Raw genomic sequence first — 13,894 nt, forward strand, 5'->3', positions numbered from 1 at the left:
TTTATTGGAAGAAAATGAAAAAATATTGGCTTGGGCTGAATTTATTAAGCCTGACGCGCCGGAGATAAATAATGAATGATTATCTCTGTCACTATTTCTATTTCATATGGAAACGAATGTTCAAGCGTTATGTTGTGAATATACTAGCGTCACGCGGCGCTAGTTTATCAGAAGCAAAAGAAGCGGCTGAGTGCGAAATCGAATCATATTCTAGAAAAGATGGAGACTGGAAATATATTCATCCGCACGATGCCGCTAAAGAATCATTATCATATTGGAGCAATTAGAATGAAAAATAAAGAAATATTAGAGCGATTCAAGAAATTTCATTGAAAATAAAGTAGGGTTAATCATGGCAGACTTCGGAGGTAGCAATACTACAAAAGAATTACGAGATAAGTGGCAAACCCCGATTGAGATATTTACAGCATTAGATTTAGAGTTTGGTTTTTATTTAGATGCTGCCGCTAATATTCAAAATACATTGTGTGCTAATTATCTCACGGAACGAGATAATGCACTTGAATGTAATTGGATAAGCTACGGGGCAATTTGGTGTAACCCGCCCTACTCTGATATTACGCCGTGGATATTAAAGGCAGCAGAACAATGCAGGAAGCAATTACAGACTGTTGTTATGTTAGTCCCAGCTGACACATCCGTCGGCTGGTTTAAATTGGCAATGGAAACAGTAGATGAAATTAGATTAATCACGGGCGGTCGCATTTCATTTATTAATGCTGGCAACGGAAAGCCAGTAAATGGAAATAATAAAGGTAGCTTGCTGTTAATTTGGCGACAGTTTATTAAATCACGTTGTATATTCACAACAATTGATAGAGATGAACTAATATCAACTGGTTCAAATATATTAAAGGAAATAAAATCACATGAAACTTATTAAATCACTACCGATAGAAACAAAGACCGTCGATTATTTCGGCATTCAATTAACAGTTCTGAGATTTATAAAGTATCTAGCCGCAGACAAAGACGGAATTATATATGCATATCTCAAAGAGCCGAGATCAAACGATGGATTATGGCTTGAATCTTCTAGCGCGACATTTGATTATTTTTCTATGCCAGTCGCGATTGTTGATTTAAAAGATATCGACTGGAAAGATACATTAGTTAAGGTGTGATATGGATAAATTACGTGCAGAGTTTGAACAATGGATGATAGATAAATATGGGAATAAAGTAGCTCAAAATGAGCCACGATAACTGGGCCCTTGAGAACGGACGCCGGGCAATAGCAAGGGAATGCTTACGTGAGCTAACTGCTCTTAACAAATACGACGATAAAACAGTCACAGCAATACTCGATAAATATACATCACGATTCAAATTAATTATGTCTGAGCATCAGAAGAAAAAAGCCAGTCCGAAAAACTGGCTTGCTCAGTATGTGAGAAATTTGCAAAAAGAACAAATATAAATCCATCAGATAATTGAGGTCAATATGGATGCGCAAACCTGCATTATTAGCGACACAGATATCGCAGAACTAACAGGATACAAAATCCCATCCAAACAATGCGAAGCATTAAAAGAGGCTGGAATATTTTTTGTAATCCGTCGAGATGGTAAACCCAGAACGACATGGGAGCATTTCAACAATCCGTTAACACAAAGAATTAGAAATATCCCATCTCCCCAAGAACCCAATTTCGGAGCTTTAGATTAATGGGAAGGAAACGTAAAAACTCAGCGGATAATTGGATGCCCCCACGAGTTCGCAGAGGGCGATCGGCTTATGAGTTCCTGACTCCAGATAGTCGAACTATCCGTTTATGTGGTTTTTCATCTACCCAAGCAGAAGTTTGGGTAGCATATGAAAAACTATTATCTGAGCAGAAAGAACAGGAAACACTTTCAGGGCTAGTGAAGGCCTTCTTCATTTCACCCGACTTTACAGATTTAAGCGCGGAGACTCAAAAAGATTACCATAAGTATTCAAACAAATTACTGCCTGTTTTTGGGAAGATGCTACCAGATAATATCAAGCCAGAGCATATCAGAAAATATATGGATAAGCGCGGGTTGAAGAGTAAAGTTCAGGCAAACAGGGAGAAGAGCTTTTTATCCAGTGTTTATAGATGGGCTTATGAGCGTGGGTTTGTTAAAGGAAACCCATGCAGGGGTGTGCGGCAATTTAAAGAAAAAGTGCGAGATCGGTATATTACCGATGATGAATACAATGCCCTCTATTCTGTTTCCCCTCCAGTCGTTAAAGTAGCAATGGAACTTGCTTATCTCTGCTGTGCCAGGCAGGCAGATGTTTTGGCTATGACATATGCACAAATAAGCGATGCAGGAATATTTATTAAGCAGGGGAAAACAGCCGTTGCACAAATTAAAGGGTGGACAGAGCGACTAAATAACGTTATTGAAATGAGTAAATCGTTACCGCTAGCGGACGGGATTAGTAGTATATATGTAGTTCACCAACGTAAAGGTTCCAGATATACCAGGGATGGATTTAATAGTAGATGGAGCAAAGCACATGAAGAAGCTGTCAAAAAATTTCCGGAATTAGATTTCAATTTTACATTTCATGATCTGAAAGCGAAGGGGATATCTGATTTGGATGGCCCGCTAACAGAAAAACAAAAAATTTCAGGGCATAAAAATATTACTCAAACTGCTAGATATGACAGAAAAGTGAAAATAGTTCCTGTTGTTGGTGGTCAAGAAAAATAGCTGTTATATGTGATAATTTAATGCCAAGGGACTTATAATCCTTTCTATTTCGAGCCCTTTTATCTTCACTATATTAATTATTTACGGTTTTTAATTAATTGATTTTGTTAATCGACAAAACTTCTTTTTATAGTGAAAATAGAAAGTAACTATCTGATAAATATCATTATAACACCTGATTTAAAATCCCTCGGCCTTAAGGCTGTGCGGGTTCAAGTCCCGCCCTGGGCACCATATAGAAACTTACTGTAAAACAGTGAGTTAGGAAAAAGAAAAGGCCACCGCAAGGTGGCTTTTTTTCGTGATGGAAATCACTATATCCTTTCATTATACTCTTTACCTCGGCTGTTCCGGCCATTCAATATCGGGAGACAGCGAAATATTTACTCTATTGAGCATTACCCTATATTTTTTCCATGTCAGTAAAGCGGATTTTTCTACTTCGGTAGCGATATCTAAATCAACAGCATCTTGCAGTAATGTAATGAATTCATTCGCGTGTCGCAACAGAATTACACGCTGCTGCTCCGCTTGTTCAATCTGATTTGCTTTTAGAGCTACATTATCAGTGACCCATTTTGTGCCATCCCATTTATCAAAATCAGTGGTCGGTTGCTTGAAGGTTAGAGTTTCAGGTAATTCACCCAGTTCAGTGATTTTCTGTTGAGTTCGTGTTAACGTGTCGTAAGCTATTTTCCCCCGATAATCAGGGACGATTTCCCAACACTTACCGTCTTCACTGCGACAAACAGCCACATCATCAGAATCGGGAAAGTCTGGTGCATCTAAATAAGAATTCGCTGACAAACTGACACCGAGCATGACATGTTCAATATCAGCGTGAGTAAATTCTCTTGTTATTTGATCCGTGTGATAAACTTTTATCCAGCCGGCTTGAATTGCTAATCCGTCTTCACCCAATACGGCGGTTTCATGTTCTAAAGCGTATTTTTGTTCTGTCATTATGCTGCATGCTGCTGCTCTCACTATGTAGTTAAATGCTATATTACGGGGCCTCGATACCCCTATAAATGCGGAATTCGCAATCCAGTCTGCCTGAGCTTTATAATATACAGCTTTTACCGAAGTATTTTTATTTTGGGGAATATCCCACTGCAATTTTGCAAACTCATTGCGTGAGAGGGTAATCATAAAATTATTAGCCCGATCAACATTCTGTAACAAATAAGCCCCTTCTTGCCATGACAATATTGAACGAGATGGGTCCACATTTCGACCACTGTCCCAGCCACGGATAAATTCTCCCCTTAGGTCGGGCAATCTGCCGTCAGGATAAGCTTCTGCTAACTTTGGGTACTGCAATTTATTGAAAAATGCACCGTTACAAACGAGATAGTTGATAGGTGGATAGGGTAACGGCCACGGAATGGGGGAACCCACAGGGATATTAATTTCTTCACGTAATGAATTTATTATTTCCTGAGCAAGTTTTTGTGTAACAGCCAATGTATTGCTATTGCCAACCACATTTGTAAGTTGAACAATACCTTTCTGTGTTAATGAAGCATCAGAAACTTTTGTTTTTTGTTCCAGTGCTCTATTTAATTGAGCGTTGAGTTTATCTATATTCCCATCATCCAGAACATCATTGCCAGATTGTGTGGCGATAAAATTAGCGACTACAGAGGATATCGTGGACGACTGACGTAATGCCTTATTTAGCATATCAGTGGTAATACCATCTTGTGGAAACCCAGTCTGCAAATTCTGATTTGCTTCATATCCTTCTTGGCTAATTACATTAGCATTATTACCAATAGAAAAAGCTTTAAAATCATTTTTTTGACTCATATCCTTACTCCTTAAGAAAAATAATATTTTTTATAATCAACATATTTAATTACTGTAAAAATAATCCGCCGGTAATTCATTAAAATCAAAGTCTAGTTCAGAAAGAAGAGTAATACAGCATTCCTATTTATTAGGAGATTGACTATTTTTATATAATTAGCGGCAATAAGTAATTAAATATTTTAGAATTGAAAACATGCCCAAACCATTTATATTTAACATCTGAAAACTATTCTCTCTATTCGTAGAACCGATGGAAAAGAAAATTTTATCTATCAATAAAAAAGGCCACGCAATGCGCAGCCTTTGAACGTGTGTAATAAGTTGTTAACTAATAGCGAGATTCAATCTTTTACCAAGAACATTTAACGCGCTTTCTACCGTGTCAATCTTCGTGTTGTGACGCAATGAGACTATACGTTGAACATCTTGCGGAAACGTTCCTATTTTTCTCGCTAGCTCTGCATTATTTGTTTTTGTTTGCAGCATTGTATTTAACAACAATACATTAACTGCAACACTTGCCGGAACATCAACAAAGGCTTCATCTCCATTAGACTTTCTATTTCTAAGCTGCCTGTACGGCAGTGCACCTCGATTTGGTTTGTCTTGGCGTTATGAACAATTTCTAAGCTGCCTGTACGGCAGTGCACAATTTCACCAACAATCATTGCATCAGGGTCTATTTCTAAGCTGCCTGTACGGCAGTGCACTCAAGCCAGATTGAGAAATACAACAACCTACTTTTCTAAGCTGCCTGTACGGCAGTGCACGTACCTGCTGCGTATCATCCCTGACTCTTTCATTTCTAAGCTGCCTGTACGGCAGTGCACTGTTACATATTAACTCCAACTCACTGACTATCAAAGAATATATTTATCAAAAGCAAAAAAACCCTTTTTTATGAGACAGGTTAAATTTCATTAAAAATCAATGAATTATAGTTGGTCGTTAAAAAAGGGTAAAAATTACAAGTGAAATAACCGAACGGTGGATGAGGTAACGGCCACGGAATAGGAGAACCAACAGGAATTTCATTGACTGTTTTAATCCGGTTATCTATCTCCTCGCAGGTATATTCACGTAATGAATTTATGACTTCCTGAACAAGCTTTTGTGTAACCGCCTATGTGTTGCTATCGCCAATCACATTTGTAAGCCGAACAACGCCCTTTTGTGTTAATGAAGCACTGGGAATGTCTGTTGTAATTTTTTGCTCTAGTGCTTTATTTAATTGAGTGGTGAGTTTGGCTATATTTCCATCATCCAGAACATCATTGCCAGATCGTGTCGCGATAAAATCAGCCACGATAGATGATATGGTTGATGCTTGACGTAATACCTTATTTAATAAGTGAGTAGGAACATTATCTGGTGTAAATCCAGTCTTCAAACTTTGGTTTTCTTCATATTTTTCTTGATTTACCACATGCGCATTATCACCAATAGAAAAAGCCTTAAAATCATTCTTATAACTCATGTACTTTCTCCTGAAATTAAATAATGTTATTTTATAATCAATATATTGAATTATTGTAAAAACAATCCCTCTTGCAATTCACGCCAATCACTGTTAATACAACACCTCAATTCTATAGCCCATTCCCTGATCATTGGCAGTTTTTAATAATATTTACAATTGCCTCTAATACATTATTACTCTTGCTAACTATTAGCACTGTTATTTTATTTTTCAGAAAGTCAAAGAAAGCCCTCTCGTTTATACCCTATGGATTTCAAGATGCATCGCGACGGCAAGGGAGTGAATCCCCGGGAGCATAGATAACGATGTGACCGGGGTGAGCGAGTGCAGCCAACAAAGAGGCAACTTGAAAGATGACGGGTATATACGCTTTTTTGTTCCACTGGCGAACCACCTGATCCCTAATACTTAGGCATTTTGGCTAACGCTGGTATACCGCCGGCTTTCTTTACTGCTATATCCAGTATGTTCATAAAGGTTTTCTTTTTTTACTAACAACAACAAACAAAATACAATAAATACTTTAAAAATAAAGTTTTGCTTGCTATAAAAATAAAAGCCTCGCTTGTATATTTAAGGCATGAAAACAATGCACGAAAGAATCAAGCAAGCTCGGCTTGCAAAAAAATTAACTCAAGCTGAACTAGCAGATATGCTTGGTGTTACTCCACAGTCTGTACAACAGTGGGAATCAAACACAGAACCAAGAAAATCAAGGCTAACAACATTAGCATTTATCCTTGACGCTGATGTGAACTGGCTTTTATTTGGCAAAACACTCAAAAAGGGTGAGGACCAAGTTCCACCTGATAGCAAGTGGACAACTATTGCGCAATGGGACAACAACATGCTACTAGATGGCGATGAGGTGAAGGTGCGGTTCTTAAAGGATATTGAATTCGCATGCAGCAATGGTGGATGTGTTGATGCGGATTATAACAGCTTTAAGTTAAGATTTTCCAAAGCAACATTAAGAAAAATTGGCGCACCAACTGACGGCTCTACAATTATTTGTTTTCCTGCTAAGGGCGACAGCATGGAGCCAGTTATCCCGGATGGAACAGCAATAGCAGTAGATATCTCTAATAAGAAAATTATTGATGGAAAAGTGTATGTGATTGAACAGGATGGATTAAAGCGTCTTAAATGTCTTTACAGACGCCCGAGAGGAAAATTACTTATCAGAAGTTATAACCGTGATGAATACGAAGATGAAGTTGCAGATAAAGATCAAGTGAACATCATCGGGAGAATGTTCTGGTATTCCGTTTTAGATTATTAAGGTTATGGAATGGACAATTTTAAGATAAAAATAAAACATCATGTTGACCACGTTAAGAGTGCGGGCCAACACTGCACCACCGAAGAAACAACTAAGCAAGCATTAATATTGCCTTTTTTAGATATTCTTGGGTTCAGTCCGTATGACCCTCAAAAAGTTAAAGCCGAGTACGGAGCGGATTTTCCCGGGTTAAAAGCAAATGAGCGTGTTGATTATGCCTTGTTTTGCCAAGGTGTCCCAGTTATGTTTATTGAGGCAAAGGGATACAGCGAAAAGCTAGATAACCACTGTCCTCAGTTATCCAGATACTTTAATTCTACTCCAGAAGTGACTATTTCAGCAATTACAAATGGATTAGAGTGGCGTTTCTTTACCGATTTAAAACAAAAAAACGTAATGGATCTTACCCCATTCTTACGCATTAAAATGGATGAAGTTAGCGATGCGGATGTAGGCCAGCTCTATCGATTTAGACACGATAAATTCAAACCGGAAGCACTAAGAACGCTTGCAGAGGAAAGTGTTTACTTATCCGCTTTTACTAAAACCATCAGCACTAGCTTAAGAGATGTTGATAGTGAATTTGTGAGATACGTTGCCAATAGATCTAATGTCGAACGCCAACTAAATCAGCGCTTTATTGAATCAATCACCCCATTGGTAAAACAAGCTGTTGAGAAATCTGTCAGCGCAATGGTGGTTTCCGGTCTTTCAAATAAACATGTTCCAATTGATGGAGTTCAAGACGAGATAGAACCTCAAGAGAGTCCGAAAGAACCAGATGAGATAGTAGATCTAGATAACCCTAATATTGTTACCACTAAAAACGAATTAACTCTATATGAAAAAGCAAAATCAATAGTCGGGGAATCTGTTGATTTGCAATACAAAGATACAGAGTCTTACTTTGGTATTCTTTATCAAGGAAAATCAAATAGATGGATAATAAGATACTTTGACAAGAAGAATAAACCTTACATCCAGATACCTATTGAGCTAACTGATATATTAGCCAACGAAGTTAATAGAGCTGGATTATCTGCTAATAACTCAAGAATATTTATAGAAGCTCCAGAAGATATATTGAGGATAACAGGTATTATCCTTGATGCTTTTGAGTTTGTTAAAAACGACGATAACTTTAGAAAGAAAGCACAATAATTATACCAGCCACCACTCGGTGGCTTTTCTGCCCCATATCCTTCACTATCATCTAAAAATGTCTAAGCAGTCACATTTCCAACAATCAATAAAAATAAACCCACCTTAAAAACAAGTATTACTTGTTTCAGTGAATTGATTAATGGATAGCAGACTGCATGAGCAGGGCATAACGATTGAGTAATTGATTAAAACGGGTGTCAATTTGCTGACACAGTGCCGGGGAGACCGGGCCGCTTTTTTGTTGTTCGGCCAGTTGGCGCAACAATTCTTCCAATGGCGGCGTGCTCGCCAACGGTTGCTGAATGCCAAATACTATCGATTTCAATTCAGACCCCGTGAGATAACGACCGCGTCTTTCATCCAGCTCATCAAGGCGGGCCGCTAATCGTTGCAGACGCGATTGAGCCAGGTGATAATTTTCCAGTTCAGAGACAGGTAACGCCGTGGCTTCACGTTGCTGTTGCCACTGTTTCTCCATCTCTTGCACCGTTTGGCTGGCCGGCCATAATGTTTGCAGCTGGTGTAATAGCTGCGTCCCATACGTTAATCGCCACAACACAGGCAAGGTCTCCAAACTTGCCAGTTGCGACCGGCTGGCCGCCAGCGTTTTCGCCTGCAACTGATTCAGCAGCACGGCGTTGTCCGGGTGGCGCAACTCAGCAAGTTGCGCCGGGAGCAAGGTCCGCGGCAAAGGCTGCGCGGTCACTTGCAATGCCTGCGCCAGCGGCGGCGCTTGGCGCATCCCTTTCACCCACCAAACACCGGCCGCTGCCAGCGCGCACAACGCGACACCCGCGACAAAACCGTGCCAGACTTTCCCGCGGGACACAGGTAAAGCCCCGACCCCATGGCCCTGAGGGGGGACGCCAGAGACCGTTTCATGCACAACATATATCAGTTGCGGCCGGGAGAGGGCTGTGGGCGTCAAAATAGCATTCCCTCCCGGTTGTACGGCGGAGACCGGGACAACCGGCATCATCCCCGTTTCCGGTTTCAGCCGCTCTAAACGTTGAGCGCTGTTGTGAAGCCACACGCGGAGGCTGTCGAGTTGACTCACATATTTCAGTTCCAGACGTTGAAGCACTTCACACAGATGTTCAAGCACCTTTTCCACCGGGTAAATCAGCGGCAGGTCAATATAGGAGAAAACCAAGGTACGTAACACCTGTTGTAACCGCGCGACCAGCCAGGCCAATATCTCAACCCGTACACGTGTAGATTGCGGCCAGCATTGCGACCATTGATGAGCCACTAACCCCTCAATCAGGGCCAACCCTTCATGCATACCCGCTAATCCGGCCCGTTGTGCCCGGGCCAATGTGTACCAGGCGGCACTTTGCAGTTCTACACCGTTAACCTGAAACAGTGTCAAACAAAGCTGTTCAACTTTAGCCCAGTCAATGTCGGGCCGGGCCGGATGGCTCAGTTTGCTCATTTCGTCTTTCAGTGCGCGGAATTCAGGCCGCGTCCGGGGATCATCCCCGGTATAGACACTATTTTCAGTCATCACTTTATTTTCACCCAGATTGGTTGCTGAAATCCGCATGATTAACGCCGCGGGACAACATCAACGCATTCAACCGTCCGGGCGTCACCCCGGCCCGTTCCGAGGCGGCAAGATAGCCCCACCGCAGATTAATCCATCCGCCCTTGTTGGCGCAGATGGCGAACCAACACTTTCCCTTCCGGGACAAATTCCGTGCTAAAACGCACCCGCCCCACCCCGTTCAGTTCGGCGTTGATGTCATAACGCAAATGCGCCGGTTCAATCTCCGGCAATAACGTCACACTGACCTGCTTCAAGCGGGGCTCATAAGTCAGCAGCGTGTGCTCAATCGTCGCGATCAGGCGTTGTGACGATTCAGGCAACCCTTGCAGGACCGTGCTGAGATCAGGCAGGCCATAATCCGGCAGATGGCTCAGCGAACCCGCCCGGCCATTGAGGATACACTGCATATTGTCCAGTACCGATAAAATCACCTGATTTTCCTCACTGATCTGATGCAAATCCAACCCGCCGCGAACGTTGCCGAACAGGCATTCATACAGGGAAGGCTTGTGGGTTTTCTTTTTCATCAACTTACTCCTTTTCAGGCAACAGAGTCAGGCCGCCGCCATTTAACTCAATGGTACGCGGCTTATCCGGTAACAGCGCCTGGCGCCTGATGATTAGGCGCCAGGTCGCCCCGGCTAAATCGGGATTTCTGAACAGACCCACCACCGCGACATATTTCGCCTGCGCCGCCATCGGCATATTGAGTGAAGCCTGACTACCCGGTTTGACCACCACCTCCCGGCTCGCCAGACAATCGGCCCCGAGTATACGGTCGCCGTTTTCCAGCGCCCGGTTATCCCGCAACTGATAAACCCGGACCAGCGCAGGGACGGACAGGGCAACACTTTCCCCGCTATCCGTGTTAACCGCGGCCCGGGGCGTAAAATCCAGCCGCGCGGTTTTCACTTGTCGATGAAAAAGGGACTGGGTGACGGAGACCGTGCCGTCGGCGACCGTCTGCGTCAGCCCGCAGCCGGTCAGCAGTAAGGTGATTGCCGCTATCATCGGCGCCGTTTTATAAAAAGCGGTAGTGAACATGGTGTCCTCCGGTGTTTTGATGGCTGTCCGGCGATATGCCCTGATAATCCCCCAGACTCACCGTTATCTTGTCCGGGATTGCCGCCTGATTTTTTTCAGCCTGCAACCCCAGCACCCCGGTCAGCCCCAGCTGAACAGGCTTATCGCCGCCCAGCACCGGCACCGGTAATATTCGGGTCTGAAGGGTCAATTGCAGCCGGGCCCGGTACCGCCAGCCCAGATAAACGCGCAGCAACGTCAACAAATCGGTGTGTAACTGCCCGCCCGGCAGCCAGCCCCGCGCTTCCTCCGGGCAATCCGTGTGCAACGCCAGCAATAACTGGCTGTTGATATCCGTGCCGGCCCTGCCCAGCACGGTACGTTGCGACAGGGAAATCGGCTGCGAGTCTGAAAAACCGGCCGGTTGCCGCAGAGGGATCTGCCGCGGGCAGGCGGGCGTCACCCCGACACGGGTCTGCGGCGCCAGCAACGTCACCAGCGCCGATACCCCTTCCGCCGTCCGGGTCGGCAGGCGCATCACACTGAGCAGCGCCAGAAAACGGGACGCCGGCGTGGCAATCTGCTGCTGACTGCCCGGAATGCCTAAGCCAATCAGTCCCAGTAAACACTGCGATGTTGGGTCACTTCCCCCAGCGGCAAACGTCGCCGGGTAGGAATATTTACGCCAGATACGGTAATACTGGGTCAGTATCCGGTGGTTAAACATATCCAGAAAGGCTTCCACCGCTTCATGCCCTTCCCGGTGTTGCGCGATATCGTTCAGGTAAGCGGTCGGCAACGGGGAATCCACGCCGTACAGCCCCATAAACGTGGTTCTGACTGTCGGGGGGCGATCCGGGTATTCGCCGTCAGTTTCCATCGCTTTCAGCGTACCGGTCGGGAACCCCATCCCCGGATGGGGCCGGAAACGTATCACATCATCGGCGGGATTATCCGTACTGCCCAGGGGGTGCCGATCCGGGGCCATGCGCTCAACGGCCTGACAGAACTGATAGAAATTGAGTGTCGAAATATCGTCCTTTAGTCCGGCCATTAACCGGGAATACACTGACTGTGCTTCTCTTGCCATGACAAGCGCTCTCCTGTGGGTTGTGAGACCAGCGTCAGCCGGTTGAACAGATGGATATCGGTGTACAAGGCAAAAAAGCGACTGAGCATCTCGCCGAACAGACAGATATCCCCGGTCCCGGTAAAGCCGTTGCTGTCCAGCGTGACTTCAATGTGCACCCCCCGTTGCAGACACCCCTGCTCAAACCGCTCGATAAGAGAATGCTTCACCGCCACAATGGCCGCCAGACGGCGATAGTTCATCTCGTCATCGGTCCAGTCATACAGGGCCAGCGTGCCGCGCAACACTTCCGGGTTATCCATCAAACTGAGGAAATTGGAGCCGAGATGACTGAGCACCCGCCAGTGAAAGCGATCCCGGTTTGGCGGATAACACGGCAATGTCGGTTCACGCAGATTACGCACGGTCAGTCCCGCCAACGGGGGAGACACCGCCGTATCCAGCAGCGTCTCCTGCAATGCCCTGCGGGGCAGTTGCCCATGCGTGCCGGTCAGGGTGAGTGACAGATTTTCTGCTTCACGCGATCCCTCATGATTATCAATCGCCTCCCCGCCCAGAATCAGCCAGGTGTCGTACAAACCCGACGGCCCCTGTTTTACCCGGGTATGGTAGTAACGCGCCGGCGCGTCATGGCGCAGCATACCGCCCTGGTGGCGAAAACTACTGAAGGGCACATACGACTGGTGATCACTACGCTTCGAGGACACTACCGCATCCACCGAATAAATCTCGGTATGCCCGTCCTGAAGGCGCATCGGGCGCAGCAAATACTCCGTTTTCAACGGTGACAGCGGCAACGGATCGGATTCCAGCGGGAACAGGTTAATCACCGGCACACAGTGCAAACGGATATGCGCCGCAGAAAACGGCCTCTCATGAGGCCAGCTTTCACCCAGCACCACATCCAGTTCAAACCACGGCGTCCTGTCGGGTATAGTCAGCTGTTCCAGCCCACACAACGCGACAAACATGAATTTCTCACGGAAGGTAAAATACTCCAGCAGCAGCTGATAACCACTGAACGCGCTGTCCCCTTTCGGCCACAGCCTTTCCTCATCGCCAAATCCCAACGGGGAGAATCCCCCGTCAAACGGCTGGCGGTCGGGCTGACCGGGCAGACGCAGATACAGCTGTTGCGTCTGAAGCGTCAATGCCCGATGTAACGCGCAGGCCAGCGGGCTGTCCGCGCTCAGGTACAGCGGCAACCGACTCAAATCAACCTGGCGCCAGTCCACCTGCGTGCCGCAATCAAAACGCAGGCGAATAACAGCCCGGCCATCCGGCTCAGATTTAAGCGAAGCGTCAGTCAGCGCCAGCGGCAGCAACTGAACCGCCTGCGTGGTGGTATAGCGGCACCGGGTCTGTTGCGGGCCGATCGGCTGCGAAAGCACCTCAAAGCCCTTGTTCACCTGCGCCGGATTTTTCAGCTGTTTCAACTGTGCCCAATCCGCGCCCAGTTCCACAATGGACAGGGAAGGGATGGTACGCAGGTAATGCGGCCACAGCAAACTGACCAGCCCTTCCGTCAACTCCGGCAAGTCATCATCCAGCTTCTCGCGCAGGCGGCCCATCAGAAAGGCAAAGCCTTCAAACAGACGCTCCACATAGGGGTCACGGGTACCGACGCTGTCCAGATTGAGCAGAGCCGCCCGGTCAGGATGGGCTTTGGCAAACTCGTTGCCCGCGTCACGCAGGTAGCGCATTTCTGCCTCGTAATAGCGCAGGATTAAATCATCCATCGAATTGTCCTCAAATAAACCATTCAGAATAAACACATTGGGGAGG

14 protein-coding genes, 2 pseudogenes and 1 CRISPR repeat array are annotated in these 13,894 nt (G+C 45.3%); of the genes and pseudogenes, 8 read left to right on the forward strand and 8 right to left on the reverse strand.

Annotation, left to right across the window (positions count from 1 at the left end):
* Positions 1-71: 71 nt before the first annotated feature.
* From AAC155_RS16800 to AAC155_RS16825, 6 genes are all read left to right on the forward strand, one after another.
* Complete coding sequence (locus AAC155_RS16800) at positions 72-287, forward strand: hypothetical protein (RefSeq protein WP_113043413.1); 216 nt, start codon at positions 72-74, stop codon at positions 285-287.
* Between the two features lie 65 nt (positions 288-352).
* Complete coding sequence (locus AAC155_RS16805; protein WP_113043414.1) at positions 353-904, forward strand: phage N-6-adenine-methyltransferase; 552 nt, start codon at positions 353-355, stop codon at positions 902-904.
* Positions 891-1,145 (forward strand): hypothetical protein, encoded by a 255-nt coding sequence (locus AAC155_RS16810; RefSeq protein WP_113043415.1) that lies wholly within the window; start codon positions 891-893, stop codon positions 1,143-1,145. Before AAC155_RS16805 ends, AAC155_RS16810 begins: the two co-directional genes overlap by 14 nt.
* A 68-nt stretch (positions 1,146-1,213) precedes the next feature.
* Positions 1,214-1,441, forward strand: a complete 228-nt coding sequence (locus tag AAC155_RS16815) for a hypothetical protein (protein WP_113043416.1) — start codon at positions 1,214-1,216, stop codon at positions 1,439-1,441.
* Positions 1,442-1,465: 24 nt separating this feature from the next.
* The gene (locus AAC155_RS16820; protein WP_113043417.1) at positions 1,466-1,690 is read left to right on the forward strand and encodes a DUF4224 domain-containing protein; all 225 of its coding nucleotides are present in this window, start codon (positions 1,466-1,468) and stop codon (positions 1,688-1,690) included.
* On the forward strand, positions 1,690-2,706 hold the full coding sequence (locus AAC155_RS16825; RefSeq protein ID WP_113043418.1) for a tyrosine-type recombinase/integrase: 1,017 nt from the start codon (positions 1,690-1,692) through the stop codon (positions 2,704-2,706). Before AAC155_RS16820 ends, AAC155_RS16825 begins: the two co-directional genes overlap by 1 nt.
* 336 nt (positions 2,707-3,042) lie before the next feature.
* Here the strand turns inward: AAC155_RS16825 and AAC155_RS16830 are convergent, their stop codons facing one another.
* The 3 genes and pseudogenes from AAC155_RS16830 to AAC155_RS16840 all read right to left on the reverse strand — a co-directional run.
* On the reverse strand, positions 3,043-3,669 hold the full coding sequence (locus AAC155_RS16830; RefSeq protein ID WP_113043468.1) for a tail fiber assembly protein: 627 nt from the start codon (positions 3,667-3,669) through the stop codon (positions 3,043-3,045).
* A gap of 230 nt (positions 3,670-3,899) precedes the next feature.
* Positions 3,900-4,518 (reverse strand): annotated as a pseudogene (locus tag AAC155_RS16835) (tail fiber protein); the annotation flags it as partial.
* Between the two features lie 565 nt (positions 4,519-5,083).
* Positions 5,084-5,351: a CRISPR direct-repeat array (repeat unit 28 nt; unit sequence TTTCTAAGCTGCCTGTACGGCAGTGCAC).
* A gap of 98 nt (positions 5,352-5,449) precedes the next feature.
* Positions 5,450-5,998: pseudogene (locus AAC155_RS16840) on the reverse strand (tail fiber protein); the annotation flags it as partial.
* 583 nt (positions 5,999-6,581) lie between these two features.
* On the opposite strand from AAC155_RS16840, the gene AAC155_RS16845 reads away from it, so the two are divergent.
* Positions 6,582-7,283: an XRE family transcriptional regulator gene (locus AAC155_RS16845; RefSeq protein ID WP_113043419.1), complete on the forward strand. Its 702-nt coding sequence runs from the start codon at positions 6,582-6,584 to the stop codon at positions 7,281-7,283.
* 9 nt (positions 7,284-7,292) lie between these two features.
* Positions 7,293-8,444 (forward strand): type I restriction endonuclease, encoded by a 1,152-nt coding sequence (locus tag AAC155_RS16850; RefSeq protein WP_113043420.1) that lies wholly within the window; start codon positions 7,293-7,295, stop codon positions 8,442-8,444.
* A 139-nt stretch (positions 8,445-8,583) separates the two neighbouring features.
* Here the strand turns inward: AAC155_RS16850 and AAC155_RS16855 are convergent, their stop codons facing one another.
* From AAC155_RS16855 to tssF, 5 genes are all read right to left on the reverse strand, one after another.
* On the reverse strand, positions 8,584-9,993 hold the full coding sequence (locus tag AAC155_RS16855; protein WP_229015633.1) for a VasL domain-containing protein: 1,410 nt from the start codon (positions 9,991-9,993) through the stop codon (positions 8,584-8,586).
* Positions 9,994-10,082: 89 nt separating this feature from the next.
* Complete coding sequence (tssE, locus tag AAC155_RS16860; RefSeq protein WP_113043421.1) at positions 10,083-10,523, reverse strand: type VI secretion system baseplate subunit TssE; 441 nt, start codon at positions 10,521-10,523, stop codon at positions 10,083-10,085.
* A 4-nt stretch (positions 10,524-10,527) separates the two neighbouring features.
* The gene (gene tssJ, locus AAC155_RS16865; protein ID WP_113043422.1) at positions 10,528-11,040 is read right to left on the reverse strand and encodes a type VI secretion system lipoprotein TssJ; all 513 of its coding nucleotides are present in this window, start codon (positions 11,038-11,040) and stop codon (positions 10,528-10,530) included.
* Entirely contained in the window at positions 11,018-12,109 is a 1,092-nt protein-coding gene (gene tssG, locus AAC155_RS16870) for a type VI secretion system baseplate subunit TssG (protein ID WP_113043423.1), read from the reverse strand. The genes tssJ and tssG overlap by 23 nt, the downstream gene beginning before the upstream one ends.
* On the reverse strand, positions 12,073-13,848 hold the full coding sequence (tssF, locus tag AAC155_RS16875) for a type VI secretion system baseplate subunit TssF (RefSeq protein ID WP_113043424.1): 1,776 nt from the start codon (positions 13,846-13,848) through the stop codon (positions 12,073-12,075). The genes tssG and tssF overlap by 37 nt, the downstream gene beginning before the upstream one ends.
* Positions 13,849-13,894 lie beyond the last annotated feature (46 nt).

The organism is Photorhabdus sp. HUG-39 (assembly GCF_963878365.1).
GTDB classification, from domain to species: Bacteria; Pseudomonadota; Gammaproteobacteria; order Enterobacterales; family Enterobacteriaceae; genus Photorhabdus; species Photorhabdus kayaii.

Bases quoted from the DNA above. Each gene is read 5' to 3' on its own strand.
- AAC155_RS16805 (WP_113043414.1), top strand. From the start codon at position 353: ATGGCAGACTTCGGAGGTAGCAATACTACAAAAGAATTACGAGATAAG.
- AAC155_RS16830 (WP_113043468.1), bottom strand. From the start codon at position 3,669: ATGACAGAACAAAAATACGCTTTAGAACATGAAACCGCCGTATTGGGT.
- AAC155_RS16815 (WP_113043416.1), top strand. From the start codon at position 1,214: ATGAGCCACGATAACTGGGCCCTTGAGAACGGACGCCGGGCAATAGCA.
- AAC155_RS16810 (WP_113043415.1), top strand. From the start codon at position 891: ATGAAACTTATTAAATCACTACCGATAGAAACAAAGACCGTCGATTAT.
- tssE (WP_113043421.1), bottom strand. From the start codon at position 10,523: ATGAAAAAGAAAACCCACAAGCCTTCCCTGTATGAATGCCTGTTCGGC.
- AAC155_RS16820 (WP_113043417.1), top strand. From the start codon at position 1,466: ATGGATGCGCAAACCTGCATTATTAGCGACACAGATATCGCAGAACTA.
- AAC155_RS16845 (WP_113043419.1), top strand. From the start codon at position 6,582: ATGAAAACAATGCACGAAAGAATCAAGCAAGCTCGGCTTGCAAAAAAA.
- AAC155_RS16825 (WP_113043418.1), top strand. From the start codon at position 1,690: ATGGGAAGGAAACGTAAAAACTCAGCGGATAATTGGATGCCCCCACGA.
- tssF (WP_113043424.1), bottom strand. From the start codon at position 13,848: ATGGATGATTTAATCCTGCGCTATTACGAGGCAGAAATGCGCTACCTG.
- AAC155_RS16850 (WP_113043420.1), top strand. From the start codon at position 7,293: ATGGACAATTTTAAGATAAAAATAAAACATCATGTTGACCACGTTAAG.
- AAC155_RS16800 (WP_113043413.1), top strand. From the start codon at position 72: ATGAATGATTATCTCTGTCACTATTTCTATTTCATATGGAAACGAATG.
- tssG (WP_113043423.1), bottom strand. From the start codon at position 12,109: ATGGCAAGAGAAGCACAGTCAGTGTATTCCCGGTTAATGGCCGGACTA.
- AAC155_RS16855 (WP_229015633.1), bottom strand. From the start codon at position 9,993: ATGCGGATTTCAGCAACCAATCTGGGTGAAAATAAAGTGATGACTGAA.
- tssJ (WP_113043422.1), bottom strand. From the start codon at position 11,040: ATGTTCACTACCGCTTTTTATAAAACGGCGCCGATGATAGCGGCAATC.